Origin of the sequence: Altererythrobacter epoxidivorans (assembly GCF_001281485.1) — a bacterium.
Lineage (GTDB): Bacteria > Pseudomonadota > Alphaproteobacteria > Sphingomonadales > Sphingomonadaceae > Erythrobacter > Erythrobacter epoxidivorans.
Map to the genome: position 1 here is coordinate 495,970 of NZ_CP012669.1, position 17,925 is coordinate 513,894.

The following is a 17,925-nucleotide window of genomic DNA, read 5'->3' on the forward strand; positions in this document are numbered from 1 at the left end:
GCGTCAGCGGTTCATGCGCCCGTCGATCAGCGTATCGACAATGCCGGGATCCGCGAGCGTGGAGGTGTCCCCGAGCGAACCGTAATCATTCTCCGCGATCTTGCGCAGGATGCGGCGCATGATCTTGCCGCTCCGCGTCTTGGGGAGCGCAGGGGTGAAATGCAGGTGATCGGGCGTAGCGATCGGGCCTATCTCCTTTCGCACCCATTGCCGCAATTCACCCATCAGCTCGTCGGAGTGTTCTTCACCGGCGTTGAGCGTGACATAGCAATAGATGCCCTGGCCCTTGATGTCGTGCGGGTAACCCACGACCGCGGCTTCGGAAACCTTGGCATGCAGGACCAGCGCGCTTTCGACTTCTGCCGTGCCCATGCGGTGTCCGGACACGTTGATCACATCGTCGACACGGCCGGTGATCCAGTAGTATCCGTCCTTGTCGCGGCGGCATCCGTCCCCTGTGAAATACTTGCCCTTGTAGGTGCTGAAATAGGTCTGGATGAAGCGATCGTGGTCGCCATAAACGGTACGTGCCTGGCCCGGCCAACTGCGCGTGATGCACAGATTGCCTTCGGTTGCGCCTTCCAGGACTGCCCCGTCGTTGTCGACAAGTTGCGGGCAGACGCCGAAGAAGGGCTTGCCGGCACTGCCGGGCTTCATGTCGTGTGCGCCGGGCAGGGTGGTGATCATGATCCCGCCGGTTTCGGTCTGCCACCATGTGTCGACAATTGGAACGGTCCCGCCGCCTACGGTTTCGTGGTACCAGCGCCATGCCTCGGGATTGATCGGCTCACCCACCGAACCCATGACCCTCAGCGATGAAAGATCGTGCTTTGCGACATGGCCTTCGCCTTCGCGCATGAGGGCGCGAATGGCAGTTGGCGCGGTGTAGAAGATATTGACCTTGTGCTTCTCGCACACCGCCCAGAAACGGTCGTGGTCGGGATAATTCGGAACACCTTCGAACATGAGCGCGGTGGCCCCGTTCTGGAGCGGCCCGTAAACGATGTAGCTGTGCCCCGTGACCCAGCCAATATCGGCCGTGCACCAGTAGATTTCGCCAGGCCGATAGTCGAACACATAGCGGAAGGTGGTTTCGGTCCAGACCGAGTAGCCGCCGGTCGTGTGGACGACGCCCTTGGGGCTCCCGGTCGATCCCGAGGTGTAGAGGATGAACAGCGGATCTTCCGCATTCATCGGCTCGCACGGGCATTCGTCGGCAACGTCGGCCGAATATTCGTGGTACCAGTGGTCGCGACCTTCCGTCATCGCCACGTCGGCACCCGTGTGGCTGACGACAAGGACACCCTTGGCCGGGACTTTCTCCAGAGCGGCATCGACATTGGCCTTGAGCGGGACTTTTTTCGACCCGCGCAGGCCCTGGTCCGCGGTCACGATCCAGTCGCTTTCGCAGTCCTCGACGCGGCCGGCGATGGCGTCGGGCGAAAACCCGCCGAAGATCACCGAGTGGATTGCGCCGATACGGGCGCAGGCGAGCATGGCGAAGGCGCCTTCGGGCACCATCGGCATGTAGATCGTCACGCGGTCACCCTTTGCCACACCGAGCTTCTTCAGCGAGTTGGCCATGCGCACGACTTCGCCCTGCAACTCGGCATAAGTGATGTGGCGGACTTCGCCTTCGGGATCGTCGGGCTCGAAAATCAGTGCGACGCGGTTACCATTCCCCGCATCGACATGGCGGTCGACTGCGTTGTGGCAGATATTGAGCTTGCCATCCTCGAACCACTTGATGTCGACCGGATCGAATGACCAGTCGGCGACCTTCGTCGGTTTTTCGAACCAGTCGAGTCGCGCAGCCTGTTCGGCCCAGAAGCCATCTGCGTCCTCGATGCTACGAGCGTACATCGCTTCGTATTGCGAGGCATTGCAAGCGGCGCCGTCGGCGGCGGCTGCGGGCATGCGGACCCATTCTTGTTGCACGGCTTGGTCGGTCATGGGTTTTCCTCTCCGCTTGATCGGTTACGGATGCTTGTTTTTCGTGTTGGTGATTATCCTACCAACTGATCGAATGCGCTACGACCTTAGTAGTATAGACCATCCGCTCATAGATAAGCCCGCGCGATGCTGCGATTTTCCTCTCAACGAAAATGTTATGGGAGGGACATTCAGTGGCAAGGATTTCATCCGGACAGCGGCGCATGCGCCTGACCGCGGGCTTGCTGGCTGCGACCATGATGGTGCCGGCAGCGGCGCATGCATCGGACAGGGAAACGGTCGATCAACGGCTCGACCGGCTCGAGGCGATGATCATGTCGCTGCAACAGCAGATGGCCGGTCAGCAGGCGAACGCAGCCCAGAGTGAAACGGTAAGCCAGTTGAGCGCTGCCGTGGCAGAAACCCGCGCTCAGAATGCAGAGCTCGCCCAGCAGCAGGCCGAAACGCAGGAACGTGTTGCCAAGGTCGAAAAGGATGCCGGAAACGGTTTCCGTGTCGGCAATACCAACGTCAGCCTGGGCGGTTACGTCAAGCTGGACGCAAAATCGCTACGCACGAGCGGCGGCGAATTGCCGAGCGGTTCGGCAGGGCTGGACTTCCTGATCCCCAGCCTGATCCCCGTCGGAGGATCGTCTTCCGGTTGGGACACGCATTTCCACGGCCGCCAGAGCCGTCTGATCGTAAAGACCAGCACACCGGTCGGCGACAAGTCGGTGGGCACGCACCTCGAAATGGATTTCATGGTCACGTCCGGCGGGGACCAGCGCGTTTCGAACAGCTACAGCCCGCGCATGCGCCAGGCCTTCATCACCTATGACGGATGGACCTTCGGCCAGGCGTGGTCGAACTTCCAGAACGTCGGCGCATTGCCGGATTCGGTCGATTTCGTCGGGACTATGCCGGGAACGGTGTTCGTTCGGCAGCCCCTGATCCGGTACAAATCGAACAGCGGCTTTTCCGTTTCGGTCGAGAACCCGGAAACGACACTGACAAATTCCACCGGTGGCCGCATCCTGCCGACCGACGACAAATTGCCTGACATCACCGCCCGCTACGATGGCAAGGGCTTCACAATTGCAGGCATTGTTCGCCAGTTGACCGCTTCGGACGCGATCCTGGCTAGCGGCGGTGACAGCGCACTGGGCTACGGCCTCAGCGTTTCGGGCAAGTTCCCGATCGGCAGCGGCGGCGACGACTTCCGCGTCATGGGTACCGTGGGTGAGGGTCTTGGCCGCTACATGGGCGCCAACATCGTCAACGATGCGGCCATCGATGCGGATGGCAACCTCGATCCCATCGCCACCTATTCGGGCTTTGCCGCCTTCCGCCATGTGTGGAGCCCCAAGGCCCGTTCGACCCTGGCCGGCAGCTATTTCAAGGCCGACAATCCGGTTGCGCTGACCGGTGGCAGCCCGACCGACGAGGTCTGGAACGTACTTGCTAACCTGATCTATTCGCCGGTGCCCAAACTCGATATCGGTCTGGAATACATGTATGCAGAGCGTACCAATGAAGCCGGGCAGGATGGTAGCCTGCAGCAGGTCCAACTGGGCGCCAAGTACAGCTTCTGACCCCCTTAAGGGAGAGGGTCTCGAAAGGTTCGGGCGGTCCTTCGTGGCCACCTGAACTGTCGTCAGGAACAGGGAGAAAATTCCGATGTCATTCACCGAAGTCGCAGCAACCGCGGCAAGGGATCCCGGAAAATTCTGGCTCGAAGCGGCACGTGGGCTCCACTGGAGCACATTTCCCGAGACCGCCCATGACGAGGCAGGCGACGTCTGGTTTCCCGATGGCGTCCTGAACACCTGTTACAATGCCGTGGACCGCCACGTAGAAGCCGGTCGCGGCGATGCCGAAGCCCTGATTTACGAAAGCCCGTTCACGGGCCGCGCGCAGTCCTATTCCTTTGCTGAATTGCAGGACCATGTCGCCCGCACTGCAGGGATGATCGCCTCCGCCGGTGTGGGAAAGGGCGACCGGGTGATCATCTACATGCCGATGATCCCGGAGGCGGTGTTCGCCATGCTTGCCTGCGCCCGTATTGGCGCGGTGCATTCGGTCGTTTTCGGCGGGTTCGCAGCGCCCGAACTTGCCAAGCGCATCGAAGATTGCACGCCCGCACTTGTTCTCAGCGCATCATGCGGCTTCGAACCGGGGCGAACGATTGCTTACAAGCCCTTGCTCGACAAGGCGCTCGACCTGGCGAGCCACAAGCCGCCGGGCACCATCATTTTCCAGCGCGAGGAATTGCTGGCCGATCTCGTCCCCGGGCGGGACCGCGATTGGGCCGAAGCCGTTGCGGCCGCCGAACCGGCCGGGTGCGTCGACGTCGCCTCGTCCGATCCGCTCTACATACTCTACACGTCCGGCACGACCGGTACGCCCAAGGGCGTCGTGCGCGACAATGGCGGCCATGCAACTGTGCTCCACTGGTCGATGCGCAATATCTACGGCGTCGAGGCAGGCGATACGTATTGGGCCGCCTCGGATATCGGCTGGGTCGTCGGCCACAGCTACATCGTTTACGGTCCGCTGCTGAAAGGATGCGCGACCATCCTGTTCGAAGGAAAACCGGTCGGCACGCCCGATGCAGGTATTTTCTGGAACTTGGTGGACAAGCATCAGGTGAAGGTCCTCTTCACCGCACCCACCGCCATTCGGGCCATTCGCCGGTCGGATCCCGACGGAACATTCATCGATGGTGCGTCGCTTTCATCGCTGAGTGCATTGTTCCTCGCCGGCGAGCGGGCCGATCCCGATACGCTGCTCTGGATAGCCAACAAACTGGGCAAACCGGTGATCGACCACTGGTGGCAGACCGAACTCGGTTGGCCGGCGATCGCGACTTGCCTGGGGCTTGGCGAGAGCGAAATCCGTGCAGGAAGTGCGGGGCACGCAGTCCCGGGGTACAGGTTCCGCGTGCTCGACGATGCCGGAAATCCAGTGGGTGCGGGCACCGTCGGCAACCTGCTGATCGAACAGCCTTTGCCACCCGGAGCGTTCCGGTCACTCTGGAACAATCCCGAACGGTTCGCCGCAGGCTTCGTCGATTTTCCCGGAAATTACACCACCGGCGATGCTGGGATGATCGACGCCGATGGCTTCATCCACATCATGGGCCGGACCGACGACATCATCAATGTTGCAGGTCACCGCCTGTCGACCGGCCAGATGGAAGAGGTCGTCGCGAACCACCCGCAGGTCGTCGAATGCGCCGTGGTCGGTGCAGCGGACGATCTGAAAGGCGAAATGCCGGTCGGCTTCGTGGTCACGCGCCCCGGCTGCGAGGATCTTGAGAAGGTTCATGGCGAGCTCGTGGCATCGGTTAGGGGCGATATCGGACCGATCGCCAGCCCGCGCAGCATCTACTTCGTCGATGGCCTTCCCAAGACGCGATCGGGCAAAATCCTGCGCAATCTCCTCCGCGACATCATCAACGGGAAGGAGGTCACCGTGCCGCAGACGATCGAGGATGCCAGCGTCATCGATACGATCAGGCAGGCCGTTACCTGAACCTGCCCGATTGAAGGGCTAACGGGTTCGTCTGGCAATACCGAGCGCCATTCACTTCGCGGCGCGGTCGCGCAAAGGTTCAGCCTGGCTGGCGAATGGACATTCCTGGGGGAAGTGGTGCCTCGGGGCGGATTCGAACCACCGACACTGCGATTTTCAGTCGCATGCTCTACCAACTGAGCTACCGAGGCATTCCAGCATCAAGCGACCCTTCACAAGGATCGGCGTGCATTGGAGTGCGGGCCTATGGCGAAGCCCGCGCCCTTTGGCAAGGGCCAATTGGCCGAAATTGCCCTCTGGTTTAGTCGCGGTCTTCCCGGACGATCTCGCCCGCGATTTCATCTGGGCTGGCGGGGCGTCCGGGGACTGCATATCCGTCGCCGAACCACTGTGCGAGGTCGCGGTCGCGGCATCGGCTGGAACAGAATGGTGTGAATTCCTCGGCGCGAGGTTTCTTGCAGATCGGGCAGTTCTTACTCATGCGGCACCATCTGGGCATGGGGAGCATCGAAGGCAATCCCCGCATCGGGACGCAGCGCGATCTGTCGGCCCGTCCGCCGCCGCAACTGGTTGAGCCAGTCTTTGCTGAGGTAATCGAGAACGGGCGCCTGGGCATAAAGCGCGATCATGCCGGCCCCCTCCAGCAACTCGGCACGGCGAAGCAGCAGGCGGGCTGCTGCCTCCTTGCGATTGCGGGCAATGCGATGGAGCAGCGACGGGCGCTGCAGCCGGCGGATGATCTGGACAAACCCGAAGCCGTTCATCGCCGTGCGTTCATGCGGCCAGTCTTCGAGGAACATGCCAAGTTGCTCATCAACCAGCTTGCGATCCGCCTTTGCCGACAGGGTTGGATAGTCGATCCCGATATTTCCGCCGAGATCGAACCGGCGCAAGGTGCGGGCAATCGCGCGGGTTGCGGCCGATGGGTCGGAATTGGTGGTGTCCACGTCGATCAGCGTCATTGCCGGTGTTTCTGCCAGCAGCAGCTTGCCGCCTTCGAAATCGACCTCGCGGCTCGCTGCATCGAGCCAAAGCGCGTCCCAATCGGCTTGAGCCCAGGGTATCGTGGCGAGTTCGACCTCGTGCCCTTCGCGGACAAGCTGATCGGCGAGGGAAGGAGCGCCTGCAAGATCGGAAGTCGAATGACGGGCCTGTGCCAGCTTCAGCCGTCCGCGCTCTGCCACGGGCTCCCGCGTGACTTCCATCCTTACAGGTGAACCCACACTGGCCGAGCGCGGAATGTTGCGGCCCAAAGCCTCCTGCCCCGAGGGGAAGCGCACTCTGGCACGGCCACCTTGAGCCGGTTGTTCGAGCAAGATCGCATCGTCGATTTCGCCTGCCTGAAGCCCGGCATCGGTCCAGCGCAAGCGCAATTCTTCGATACCGTCGTAACTCAGCCGGAAAGCGCGTTCCTCTCCGATCCCCTGTTCGACGATCCACTCAGCCAACGGGAAATCCTGCTGCTTTCAGCAATGATCGTGTTTCATAAAGCGGCAGTCCGACGACGCCCGAGTGGCTGCCGTCGATCCGCCGGATCAGGCCCTCTGCTGCGCCCTGGATGGCATAACCGCCTGCCTTGCCGTGCCATTCCCCGCCTTCGAGATAGGTCGAGATTTCATCATCCGAGAGGCGTTTGAACACGACGACAGTCTCGCTCAGGCGTTCCCTCAGGGTGCCATCGGGTGACAGAAGGGCGATCGCCGACAGGACACGGTGGCGTCTGCCAGACAACAGTTCCAGGCAGCGGCGTGCAGTTGCCTCGTCCTCTGCCTTGGGAAGGATGCGCCGCCCGACTGCGACAACCGTATCCCCTGCCAGCACGTGACCGTCAGATGATGCGGCAGCCTGCGCCTTCTCGCGGGCCATGCGTTTCGCATAGTCGCGGGGCAGTTCGCCCTTGGCAGGGGTTTCGTCGATATCGGCAGGTGCGATCGCTGCCGGCTCGACCGACAGGCGCGCAAGTAGCTCCCGCCGCCGTGGGCTGGCCGAAGCGAGGATCAGGGAAGGCGCGGACAAGCCCGCCGCCGCTTATTGCGGGCCGGGGCCGCCGCGGCCGGGCATGAAGCGATAGGTGATACGAGCCTTGGTCAGGTCGTACGGGGTCAGTTCGCACAGAACTTCGTCACCGACGAGTACGCGAATGCGGTTCTTGCGCATCTTGCCCGCGGTGTGCCCAAGCACCTCGTGGCCGTTTTCGAGCTCAACCCGGAACATCGCGTTCGGCAGCAATTCCACCACCTTGCCGCGCATTTCGAGGAGTTCTTCTTTAGCCATGTAGGTCCTTGTTTGATGTTGTTCGTCGAACTGTGTCGCGCGCCCATAGCGGCAGAGAGGATAAAAGGAAAGTCTTGTGCGTTAGGGCACAAACGATCGGCGGCCTCGTCGATGTGTCGGTTCGTCGCATCCTGATGCAATCCGATACCTTTCAGAGGCTTGTGCGAGGAACGGCTTTCTAGGATTTCACTGGTCATGAAATGGCAAACCCGATTAGCGCTGGGTACTGCGCTCGCGTCTCTTTCCTCTCCTGCTCTGTACGCACAGACTACTGCGGATGATTCCTCAGTCGATGACGATACGCTTCCGTCGAACGCAATCGTCGTCACTGGCGAACGCCTGCGCGGTCAGCTGCAGGTCGAACAGGCACCCGTCCTCGAACTGAACGAGGAAGATATCGCAGCCGTTGGTGCGACCTCGATCCAGGAACTTCTCGAAGCGATTTCCCCGCAGACGGGTTCGTCCCGCGGGCGGGGTGGTGGTGCGCCGCCTGTCCTGCTGCTCAACGGCATCCGCATCGGCAGTTTCCGCGAAATGCGTTCTTTCCCGCCCGAGGCGATCGCCAAGGTCGAAGTGATGCCGGAGGAAGTGGCGCAGAAGTTCGGCTATCCGCCTGACCGCCGGGTCGTGAACATGATCCTGAAGGAAAACTTCGCCAGCAACGAAATCGAACTCGAATTCGAAGGACCCGATCGCGGTGGCTACAATGCCTTCGAGCAGGAAGCGACCCTGCTGCGGATCAAGGATGGCGGCCGGTTCAACGTCAATATTTCCGCCAATGAGGTAACGGCGCTGACCGAAGGTGAGCGCGACGTTCTCCAGGCGGAAGGCACGCAATCCGACATCGCCGGCGACCCCGATCCGGCCGACTACCGCACGCTCGTCCCACGCAGTTTTGAATTCGAACTGACGGGCAACTGGGCCAAGGCGCTGATGGACAGCGGATCTTCGCTCAGCCTCAATGCGACGTACGAGCATTCGGACAGCACGAGCCTGTCTGGCCTCAATTCGGTGATCCTTACCGATCCGAACAACGCACAGGCATTCCGCACCTTCGGCGCAAATGACCCGTTGGAACGCCGCTCCAGCAGCGATTCCTTCTCCGCAGCAGCCAGCTGGTCAAAGCCGCTCGGCGACTTCCAGATGACCGTCACGAGCGACGCGGTTTACACCGACTCCAAGACCGAAATCGACCGCCGCGCCGATGTTACCGCGCTGCAGGACGCTGCGCTCGCAGGTGACCTGGCGCTCGACGGCGCTCTGCCCGTGGATGCCTATAACGGCTACGATGTTTCGGGCAGCAAGATCTATACGTCCGTCAACAAGGCTACGCTTCGCGGCAGCCTTGCCGACCTGCCTGCAGGCGAACTTTCGGCAACCTTCGATGCAGGCTTCGACTGGAAGCGCATCGACAGCTCCGACACGAGGACGCTGAGTGATTCCTCCGTTACGCGCAGGCGATTGAATTCCGGCGTGAACGTCGTTGTGCCGATTGCCGAAGCGGGCGCCGCCTGGGGCGCAATCGGTGATCTGAGTGCAAATTTCGGCGCCGGGTTCGAGGACCTTTCCGACTTCGGGATGCTCTATGACTGGAGCGCTGGCCTGACCTGGAGCCTGACCGACGGCCTAACCCTGTCGGGCACCTACATCGCGGCCGATTCCGCGCCCAGCATTTCGCAGCTCGGCAACCCTGTCGTCGAGACGCTGAACGTGCCGGTGTATGACTTCGTCAACGGTGAAACCGTGCTCGCGACAGTAATCTCGGGCGGTAATCCCGACCTGGTCGAAGAAAGCCAGCGCGACTGGAAGTTCAACGCGACCTGGGAGCTTCCCTTCTGGGAAAGCACATCGCTTTCAGTCGATTATATCCGTAACCGGTCACGCAATGTTAGCAGCAGCTTCCCGGTGCTGACCGCCGCCATCGAGCAGGCTTTTCCGGATCGCGTAACCCGCGATAACACGGGCCAGCTTGTCCAGATCGACCGCCGACCGGTAACCTTTGCCCGCGGCAAGGCGGAGCGACTGGTTTTCGGCCTGACCACCCGCGGCAGCTTTGGCAAGGCAAAGGCGGCAGAGAGCGAAGCGCCATCGCGTCCGGCACCTGCTGCAGCGGAAAGCGCGCCCGAGGCGGGCCAGCGGCGTGGTCCGGGTTTCGGTGCAGGCGGCATGCCGAGCGAAGAGCAACGTGCAGCTTTCATGCGTTTCCGCGAACGTGTTTGCGCCGATGACGGTGCCGACATGCTGATGCGCCTCGCTGAGGCGGTCGATCGCGGTGACGATCTGTCCGTCGATTTTCCCGGCTTCGATGCCGAACGCGCTTCGCAGATGGTGTCCCGCCTGCGCGGTGAAGACGGCAAGATCGACCCCGCACGCGTGGCCCAGCTTCGCGAAAGGCTTTGCAGTTTCGATCCCTCGGCCATGGGGCGGGGCGCACCTGGCGGCACGACTGCGGCGTCCGCTCCATCGGGTGGCGGCGCACCGAGTGGCGGACGCGGCGGCGGTCGCGGAGCCATGTTCGGTCGCGGCGATGACGGCCGCGGTCGTTACTTCGTGAACCTGTCCCACACTCTCGAGCTGGAAAACACCGTGCTGATTGCGGAAGGCTTGCCCGAACTGGACCTGCTGGATGGCGATGCCACCGGCGAGACCGGCCAGGCACGCCATTCGACAAGTCTCGAGGTCGGCATCTTCCGCCAGGGCAAGGGTATGCGCCTGTCGGGCCGCTATACCGGCAAGGCGCGAATCGACGGCACCGGACTGCCGGGTAGCAGCGACCTGTTCTTCAGCGATCTTGCGACGTTGGACCTGCGCGTATTTGCGGACCTCGGGCAGGTTTTCGACAAGGAAGAAGGTTTTCTGAAGAACCTGCGTCTGTCGTTCCGGGCCGACAACATCTTCGACGGCCGGAGAAAGGTGACGGATGAAACCGGCGCGGTTCCGATCAGCTACCAGCCGTTCCTGATCGACCCGACCGGACGTTATCTGGGTATCGACATCCGCAAGATGTTCTGACGGGGTGCGGTCAGGCGCCGAACCCCGTTTTCGGGAACATCCATTGCTGTGCGGGTGACGGATCGAAAGGCGCCCAATCGTCTTCCGACTGGGCAAGCCTGTCGGCAACCGCGACCATGACCGAAGGATTGACGCCGAGGCCGCAATGGCTGGCGTAAACCTCGATATTTTCGGTCGGCGACTTGCTCGGGTGTTGGACCGACCCGCGCCAGTGGACGACTCCGTCGGTCTTGGTCAGGATCGAGGTCGTGGGTACCGGGGGCGCGATGTTCAATCCTTCGAACCGGCCACCAACCATGACTTCCGGTTCCTTGCCGTTGAAGAACTCGAACAGTTTGGCAGCATTGGTATGCGCGCGGTCGTCCGAAATCGGACTGCCGAGCGAAATGACGAAGCGCACGCGGTCCGAGTGGAGTTTGGCCAGCTCGCGGGCGAGGACACCGCCGAGGCTCCAGCCGACGAGCGAGACCTTTTCGCCGCTATCGTCGTTCAGCTTGGCGAGTTGCGTTTCGAGGCGATGCAGCAGCGCATGATCGACCTTGAGGTTACGACCGCTGTTCCAGCCATGGGCATCGTAATTCAGGTCCTTCAGCAGGCGGCGCATCGGAGCCGTCGAGCTGTTCGATGCCATGAAGCCCGGCAGGACCATGACCGAATGCCCGTCGCCCTTCGGTAACTGACTAAGGAAGGGGCGCGTCAAATAGAACGCGCCGAGTTCGAAGAATGCGCGGCCCTCGCACATCGTCCAGAGCGGGCTTGGGGGCGACGGACTGAGACTGCTCTCGAGTTCGAATTCTTCGTGTGTCATCGCGATGCTCGCCACTGGTGCTTCCCTTACGATTTTCTGGTGGTTTTCCGTGCCGCCGGCTTTGCGCTCTTTGCGGCAGGTTTGGTTGCGGATTTGGGCTTAACGGCCTTGGCTGGCTTTGTGTCCGCCTTGGCAGCGGATTTCGCCTTCGGTTTTGGCTTGGGTTGGGGCTTCGGTTGGGTCTTGGGCCGCGGAACGGGCTTTGTCGCAGCGGCTTTCTTGGCCGCCGGCTTCGCTGCCGGTTTCTTCGCTGCCGGTGCCTTGGCCTTTTCTTGCGGAGCGTCCGCGTTCTTGCAGCTTTCCAGCGCCTTGGCCGCGGCAAGCAGCTCGCCGAAGCTTTCCTCTATGCATTCGACGTAGAATTCCGGGTCCGGCATTGCCTCACGGCAGGCGGTGAACGCGATTGTGGCCTCGTCGCAATAGCTCTGGACCACGTGGCCAAGGCCAAGTCCGTCGTTGAGGCAAAGCAGTCCCATCATGCTTTCGAGCCGCGCGCCGGTCGAATAGATGGGGACCGGCGGGCCAGGCACATTGGTGACCACGGTCGAGAAAATCGGGCCGACCCCGCGATTGGCGAGACCGAGGCGCGTGTAGAACTGCGCACCGAGAGCCATGTAGAGCGCAGGGCTGACCTTGCTCATTTCGGTCATGTTCCGGGCGCCGATTGCCTCGCTCAAGGCCTTCGAATTGGTCGTGCGCGAGTGGACGAATGCGAAACGCTCGGTCGGATCCTCCAGATGCGTTCCGAGCGGTGCGATCATCGCCGCCACCTGGTTGCCCATGTCGTTCTTCTCGTTCTTCGAGCGAACCGAGATCGGGGCCATTGCGGTCAGCGTCTTGGCGGGAAGGTCGTCTTTCGACAGCAGGTATTTGCGCATCGCCCCGCCAATGATGGTCAGGAAAACGTCATTGACCTTGCTTCCGGGCGAAAGCGCGCGGATCGTCTTGATATCGTCGAGCTTGAAGCTGCGTCCCTCGACGACGCGGTGCGGCGAGAGCACGCGGTTGAAGCGGGTCTTCGGCGCGACCATTTCGCCGCTGAGGTTGAACTCCTTGGAGATCAGGCCCTTGATCGTCTTCGCGAGGCCCGGTGCAGCCTTGGCCGCAACTTCCAGCTGCTTGAGCGGATTGGTGACCGCGTGAAGGTAGCTCTTGCCCAGCAGTTCGGCAGGATTGGGAATCTTCTCCGGCTGCCACTTGTCCTCGGTATCGGGCGGCGGGGCATCGGGCCGAAGCGTGTGCATCGCTTCCATCAGGTCGATCCCGCTCATCCCGTCGATTGCGGCGTGGTGGACCTTGGTCACCATCGCATAGCTGCCCTTGGAAACGCCGGGAATATTGTCGAGCCCTTCCACGACGGTGAATTCCCACGGCGGTCGGTCGAGATCGAGCGGTCGGGCGAAAATGCGCGCCGCCTGGATGCACAACTGCCGCCAGTCGCCGGGCTTGGGCAGGGCGACGTGCCGGACGTGGTATTCGAGATCGAAGTCGGGATCCTCGATCCAGTAAGGATAATCGAGATCGAACGGCACACGCACCATCCGCTGGCGGACTGTCCGGCTCAATTGCAGGCGGCTTTCGAAGAAGCTCAGGATGTCCTTGAACCGGACGAAGCCGCCGGGCGCGGTTTCAGGGTTGTAAATGAGGATTGAGCCGATGTGCATCGGCGAGTTGCGCGTTTCCATCGCAACGAAACTGGCATCCATGCCCTGTAACTGGCGCATCGAAATCCTTTCGCGCTGTCCGCATGGGGCGCGGCGAGCGCAATATCCTCTCCTGCCGAAACACGTATGGGCAATTTTCAAGGCCGATGCGTGCAGATCCGGGTCTTCCCGATACCATGTTGCAGAAGCTAACAGAGGACGAGCGGCGGTCAACTTGCCGCCTAGGTCAACCGGTTACCTAGCGTAACTCTGCGCCGCTGCACGCCATTGCGCCGATGGCCTCGCCCGCTGCGACGCCACTCGCCCAGGCCCACTGGAAGTTGTAACCTCCTAGCCAGCCGGTGACGTCGACGGCTTCTCCGATCGCATATAGGCCGGGATTCTTCCGCGATTCCATCGTCTTGGAGCTGAGCTCGGCGGTGGAGATCCCGCCAACCGTCACCTCTGCCTTTGCAAATCCCTCGCTGCCGTTCGGGGTGAAGGTCCAGCGCGACAGCCTTGTCTCCGCCGATCGAAGCGCCTTGTCGGAGAGATTGCCGAGTTCGCCCTGCAGGCCGATTTTATCGACGAGTATTTCGGCCAGCCTGTCCGGCAACGCCTCCCGAAGGACGGATTTCAGGGTTGCGCGCGGATTCGCCTGCTTGGCTTCGACCAGCCATCCCTCGGTCCTGTCGGGCATGAAATCGATCGTAATCGGATCGCCCGGCCGCCAGTAGGAGCTGACCTGGAGGATAGCCGGTCCTGACAGGCCCTTGTGGGTGAAGAGGGCGGCTTCTGCGAAGCTCGACTTGTTGGCGGTCGCAACGACAGGGGCGGAAACGCCGGAGATTTCGCGGAACAGCACCTCTTCTCCGCCGAGTGTCAGCGGGACGAGGGCAGGGCGCGGTTCGACGACTTTCATCCCGAACTGGCGCGCAAGCTCATAGGCAAAACCTGTCGCACCCATTTTGGGGATCGATGGCCCGCCCGTTGCGATGACCAATGCCGGTGCGGAATAGGCGCCGTTCTGCGTTGTGACGGTATAAGTGCCATTTGAATGCACGACCGATGCGATTTCTTCGCCGCAACGGATTTCGACGTCACCGCCGAATTCATTCGAGCGTGCGCATTCGGACAGCAGCATCTCTACGATCTGCTTCGCCGATCCGTCGCAGAATAGCTGGCCCAGCGTTTTTTCGTGCCAGGCAATCCCGTGGCTTTCGACGAGATCGAGGAAATCGCGCGGGGTGTAGCGGGCGAGGGCGCTCTTGGCGAAATGCGGATTTGAACTGAGATAGTTGTTGGGTCCGGCACCGATATTGGTGAAATTGCACCGGCCACCGCCCGATATCAGGATTTTCTTGCCCGGTTTCTCGCTCTTCTCGAGCACGAGTGCACGCGCGCCTTTCTGGCCAGCACGCGCGGCACACATCAATCCGGCAGCTCCTGCGCCAAGTATTATCGTATCGAAATTGTCGTTCACGGACTGCCCATTGCCTGCAAGACCTGACAGCGCAAGGGCCGGATGCCGGACCTTGCGCGTTATAAAGAGACCGACACGCTGATTTCGCTTGTTGCAGTTCGAGGGCGATAATAAATTGCGGTTCTACCAGCGCGCTGGCCTCGACTCACTTCGCAGGTGCACCGCTCGGATTTTTCTGGGTTTTTCCGCACTCTCGCGGAAATTTGGTGCAGGACGCTGGCTTCCATGACGTCGGTGAATGATCGCTTCTGGGCAGAAGCATTGAAAATTTCCGAGGCGAAAAGCGATGCGGAGATACGCTCCGCCTTCCTTGAGGTCATCGGGACTCTCGGCTTCAGGGCCGCATATTTCCTGAACCCGGTCGCTGCCGATGCCCGGATTGGGCGACGACTGCTCAACCTGGGATTCCCCAAGGTCTGGGAGCGGCATTACCCCGGGCGGCTGGCATTGGTCGATCCCTTGCCGCGCGCAGCCCTGCGCCATGGCAGCGCATTCCGGTGGAGCGAGATCGACCGGATCCTCCGCCTGTCGCGCCGGCAAAGGAAATATTTCGAATTACTGGAGCGGTTCGGGATAGGGGACGGCATCGGGATGCCCTGCTATGGGCCGGGTGCGCGGCGAACCTTCATCGGCGTCGGCCTGCCAGTCTCCGACGACTGCATCACGCCAGAATCAATGTTGAAGGTGAGTGCACTGGGCCAGATATCCTTCCAGCGTCACCTCCAGCTCAGCCGCCTTTCTGACCTTGAAAACCCGCGCCTTTCGCAGCGCGAACACGAGGTCATGCAGTGGATTGCGCGAGGCAAAAGCAACGCCGTAATTGGGCAGATCCTCGGCATCTCGGCATCGACAGTCGACGTCTATGTCTCGCGGATATTTGAGAAGCTGGGAGTAACCGACCGGACTTCTGCATCGGTGCGCGCTTTGACGTTGGGCGTGATACGCGCCAGCCCCCGTTAGGCGTTGCCTTAACCACTTGTCGGGGAGTCGGGGGACTTTACCGGACACTGGCGCGAGTGCATCGGGCGGGCGAGCGGATATCTGAGCCCTTCGGTTCGCATTGTTGGGGCTACTCGGGTTCCGCGGCGACAGTCGCCGGGAAAACCCGCGCGGATGCGCTGGACGGTCACGTGTTACGCAATGTCGGACCGTGACCGTCCTTCTCAGGAAAGATCCGGATCCGGCGGAAGCGCAAGTGATTGAGTATGCGCGTGCTACCTCCTATCTGCCTTTCATGGCGCGCACCCCGGCAGGCACTCCCCACGATCCAAGAGGAGCCGAACGCTTCAACGAGGAGCGGGCGACCTATACCGTCGCCAGCGCGCAACCCGATCTCGAGGCCGGCGTCACTGCCATCCGCGAGACGGTAAAGACGCTGAAGCCACGCCCCGGCGTTTACCGCATGCTCGATGCACGGGGCGAAGTCCTTTACGTGGGCAAGGCCCGCAGCCTGAAGGCACGAGTCGCGAATTACACGCAGGTAAAGCAGCTTACCAATCGCCTGCAGCGCATGGTCAGCCAGTGCCGCTCGATGGAAATCGTCGTCACCAATTCGGAAGCCGAGGCGCTGCTGCTGGAGGCGCAGCTGGTCAAGCGCTTCCGCCCGCCGTTCAACGTCTTGTTGCGCGACGACAAGAGCTTCCCCTTCATCCTGCTGCGGGCGGAGCACGACTTTCCGCGGATCATGAAACATCGCGGCGCACGCCGGGCCAAGGGCAATTACTATGGCCCGTTTGCCAGCGCGGGCAGCGTCAACACCACGATCAACGCGTTGCAGAAGCTGTTCCTGCTGAGATCGTGCACAGACAGTTTCTTCAGCAGGCGTGATCGCCCGTGCCTGCTCTACCAGATCAAGCGTTGCAGCGCGCCGTGCGTCGACCGGATCAGCAAGGAAGATTATTCGGCACTTGTCGGGCAGGCGAAGGACTTTCTCGCCGGCAAGTCGAGCAAGGTGCAACAAGACCTCGAAACCGAGATGGCCAAGGCGGCTGAGGATCTCGATTTCGAGACTGCCGCCATTCTGCGCGACCGGCTGAGAGCCGCGACCTTCATCCAGGGCAGCCAGGCAATCAATGCGCAGGGTGTGGGCGATGCCGACGTATTCGCGCTGGCGTCGAAGGGCGGGCAGGTCGGGATCCAGTCCTTCTTCATCCGCGGTGGCCAGAACTGGGGGCACAGGGCGTTCTTCCCTACGCACACCAAGGATGTCGAAGAGGCGGAGATCCTCTCCGACGTCATCCTCCAGTTCTATGAGGAAGTGCCGCCTCCGCCCACGGTACTGGTCGATCGAATATTGCCGGAAGCGGAATTGATGGAGCAGGCGCTATCGGAACTTGCCGGGCGCAAGGTCGTCCTTTCGGTTCCGCAACGCGGTGATCGTCGCAAGCTGATGGAACAAGCCCAGCGAAACGCCGTGGAAGCGCTCGAGCGGCGGCTGGCCGAAAGCGGGACCAAGGCGAAAATCCAGCGCGAGCTTGCCGAATTTCTCGAACTCGATGGGCTGCCGCAAAGGATCGAGGTTTACGACAACAGCCATATCCAGGGATCGAAGGCTGTCGGCGCAATGGTGGTCGCGGGGCCGGAAGGCTTCATCAAGAACCAGTATCGCAAGTTCAACATCCGCGAAGCGCAGACCAATGACGATTTCGGCATGATGCGCGAGGTAATGCGCCGCCGGTTTCGGAAACTGGCCGAAGGCGAGCGGGACGAGGACGTTACAGCTTCCGACAGGGGCACCCATCACGACAACTGGCCGGACCTCGTACTTATCGACGGCGGTAAGGGACAGATGTCGTCTGTGCGCGACACGCTGGAGGAAATGGGGATCGAGGACGTGCCACTGATCGCCATCGCCAAGGGGCCGCATCATGGCCGCGATGGCCGCGAGGTGTTCCATTTCCCCGACGGGCGCGAGAAGACCCTGCCTACCAATTCGCCTTTGCTGTTCTATTTGCAGAACCTGCGCGACGAAGTGCACCGCTATGTCATCGGCGCGCACCGGGCCAAGCGCAGCCGTGCGATCAGCGCATCACCGCTCGACGAAATCCCCGGTATCGGTCCGGCGCGCAAGCGCGCCTTGCTGCTGCACTTCGGGACGGCGAGCAAAGTGCGCGCAGCCGCTCTCGAGGATCTGCAACGCGCGCCGGGTGTCAGCGACGCAGTCGCGCGCAAGATCTACGATTTCTACCACGCCGGGGGCTAACGGACGCGCCTCAGGCGGTCCGAATCTCCGGCGGGAA

13 protein-coding genes and 1 tRNA gene are annotated in these 17,925 nt (G+C 61.7%); 5 read left to right on the forward strand and 9 right to left on the reverse strand.

The annotated features are described in order from the left end of the window. Positions 1-3: 3 nt before the first annotated feature. Positions 4-1,917 (reverse strand): acetate--CoA ligase, encoded by a 1,914-nt coding sequence (gene acs / locus AMC99_RS02500; RefSeq protein ID WP_420805560.1) that lies wholly within the window; start codon positions 1,915-1,917, stop codon positions 4-6. 209 nt (positions 1,918-2,126) lie between these two features. Here acs and AMC99_RS02505 point away from each other — a divergent pair, with 209 nt between their 5' ends. After that, positions 2,127-3,524 carry a DcaP family trimeric outer membrane transporter gene (locus AMC99_RS02505; protein WP_232301480.1) on the forward strand — a complete coding sequence of 466 codons (1,398 nt, stop codon included), beginning with the start codon at positions 2,127-2,129 and terminating at the stop codon, positions 3,522-3,524. A gap of 85 nt (positions 3,525-3,609) precedes the next feature. Further along, on the forward strand, positions 3,610-5,466 hold the full coding sequence (locus AMC99_RS02510) for an AMP-binding protein (protein WP_061922381.1): 1,857 nt from the start codon (positions 3,610-3,612) through the stop codon (positions 5,464-5,466). Positions 5,467-5,581: 115 nt separating this feature from the next. Here AMC99_RS02510 and AMC99_RS02515 read toward each other — a convergent pair. From AMC99_RS02515 to infA, 5 genes are all read right to left on the reverse strand, one after another. Continuing rightward, positions 5,582-5,657, reverse strand: a tRNA-Phe gene (locus AMC99_RS02515). Positions 5,658-5,767: 110 nt separating this feature from the next. Beyond that, positions 5,768-5,947, reverse strand: a complete 180-nt coding sequence (locus tag AMC99_RS02520) for a DNA gyrase inhibitor YacG (RefSeq protein WP_061922385.1) — start codon at positions 5,945-5,947, stop codon at positions 5,768-5,770. Beyond that, complete coding sequence (locus AMC99_RS02525) at positions 5,940-6,914, reverse strand: ribonuclease E/G (RefSeq protein ID WP_061922387.1); 975 nt, start codon at positions 6,912-6,914, stop codon at positions 5,940-5,942. Before AMC99_RS02525 ends, AMC99_RS02520 begins: the two co-directional genes overlap by 8 nt. Then, positions 6,907-7,482 carry a Maf family protein gene (locus AMC99_RS02530; protein WP_061922390.1) on the reverse strand — a complete coding sequence of 192 codons (576 nt, stop codon included), beginning with the start codon at positions 7,480-7,482 and terminating at the stop codon, positions 6,907-6,909. Before AMC99_RS02530 ends, AMC99_RS02525 begins: the two co-directional genes overlap by 8 nt. 12 nt (positions 7,483-7,494) lie before the next feature. Next, the gene (gene infA, locus AMC99_RS02535) at positions 7,495-7,740 is read right to left on the reverse strand and encodes a translation initiation factor IF-1 (protein WP_047806247.1); all 246 of its coding nucleotides are present in this window, start codon (positions 7,738-7,740) and stop codon (positions 7,495-7,497) included. A 195-nt stretch (positions 7,741-7,935) separates the two neighbouring features. Here infA and AMC99_RS02540 point away from each other — a divergent pair, with 195 nt between their 5' ends. Next, on the forward strand, positions 7,936-10,752 hold the full coding sequence (locus AMC99_RS02540) for a TonB-dependent receptor (RefSeq protein WP_061922392.1): 2,817 nt from the start codon (positions 7,936-7,938) through the stop codon (positions 10,750-10,752). 10 nt (positions 10,753-10,762) lie between these two features. Here the strand turns inward: AMC99_RS02540 and AMC99_RS02545 are convergent, their stop codons facing one another. The 3 genes from AMC99_RS02545 to AMC99_RS02555 all read right to left on the reverse strand — a co-directional run bounded on the left by AMC99_RS02545 (position 10,763) and on the right by AMC99_RS02555 (position 14,635). Then, a complete protein-coding gene (locus AMC99_RS02545) occupies positions 10,763-11,575 on the reverse strand; it encodes an esterase/lipase family protein (RefSeq protein WP_232301481.1) in 813 nt (270 codons plus the stop codon). A gap of 11 nt (positions 11,576-11,586) precedes the next feature. After that, on the reverse strand, positions 11,587-13,284 hold the full coding sequence (locus AMC99_RS02550; protein ID WP_232301482.1) for a WS/DGAT/MGAT family O-acyltransferase: 1,698 nt from the start codon (positions 13,282-13,284) through the stop codon (positions 11,587-11,589). Between the two features lie 178 nt (positions 13,285-13,462). Further along, complete coding sequence (locus AMC99_RS02555; protein WP_061927601.1) at positions 13,463-14,635, reverse strand: BaiN/RdsA family NAD(P)/FAD-dependent oxidoreductase; 1,173 nt, start codon at positions 14,633-14,635, stop codon at positions 13,463-13,465. Between the two features lie 276 nt (positions 14,636-14,911). Here AMC99_RS02555 and AMC99_RS02560 point away from each other — a divergent pair, with 276 nt between their 5' ends. After that, complete coding sequence (locus AMC99_RS02560) at positions 14,912-15,646, forward strand: helix-turn-helix transcriptional regulator (protein WP_061922398.1); 735 nt, start codon at positions 14,912-14,914, stop codon at positions 15,644-15,646. Positions 15,647-15,920: 274 nt separating this feature from the next. Further along, the gene (gene uvrC, locus AMC99_RS02565; RefSeq protein WP_061927603.1) at positions 15,921-17,888 is read left to right on the forward strand and encodes an excinuclease ABC subunit UvrC; all 1,968 of its coding nucleotides are present in this window, start codon (positions 15,921-15,923) and stop codon (positions 17,886-17,888) included. The last annotated feature ends 37 nt before the right edge of the window (positions 17,889-17,925 follow it).

Bases quoted from the DNA above. Each gene is read 5' to 3' on its own strand.
- AMC99_RS02560 (WP_061922398.1), top strand. From the start codon at position 14,912: ATGACGTCGGTGAATGATCGCTTCTGGGCAGAAGCATTGAAAATTTCC.
- AMC99_RS02520 (WP_061922385.1), bottom strand. From the start codon at position 5,947: ATGAGTAAGAACTGCCCGATCTGCAAGAAACCTCGCGCCGAGGAATTC.
- AMC99_RS02540 (WP_061922392.1), top strand. From the start codon at position 7,936: ATGAAATGGCAAACCCGATTAGCGCTGGGTACTGCGCTCGCGTCTCTT.
- acs (WP_420805560.1), bottom strand. From the start codon at position 1,917: ATGCCCGCAGCCGCCGCCGACGGCGCCGCTTGCAATGCCTCGCAATAC.
- AMC99_RS02555 (WP_061927601.1), bottom strand. From the start codon at position 14,635: ATGTGTGCCGCGCGTGCTGGCCAGAAAGGCGCGCGTGCACTCGTGCTC.
- infA (WP_047806247.1), bottom strand. From the start codon at position 7,740: ATGGCTAAAGAAGAACTCCTCGAAATGCGCGGCAAGGTGGTGGAATTG.
- AMC99_RS02550 (WP_232301482.1), bottom strand. From the start codon at position 13,284: ATGCGCCAGTTACAGGGCATGGATGCCAGTTTCGTTGCGATGGAAACG.
- uvrC (WP_061927603.1), top strand. From the start codon at position 15,921: ATGGCGCGCACCCCGGCAGGCACTCCCCACGATCCAAGAGGAGCCGAA.
- AMC99_RS02510 (WP_061922381.1), top strand. From the start codon at position 3,610: ATGTCATTCACCGAAGTCGCAGCAACCGCGGCAAGGGATCCCGGAAAA.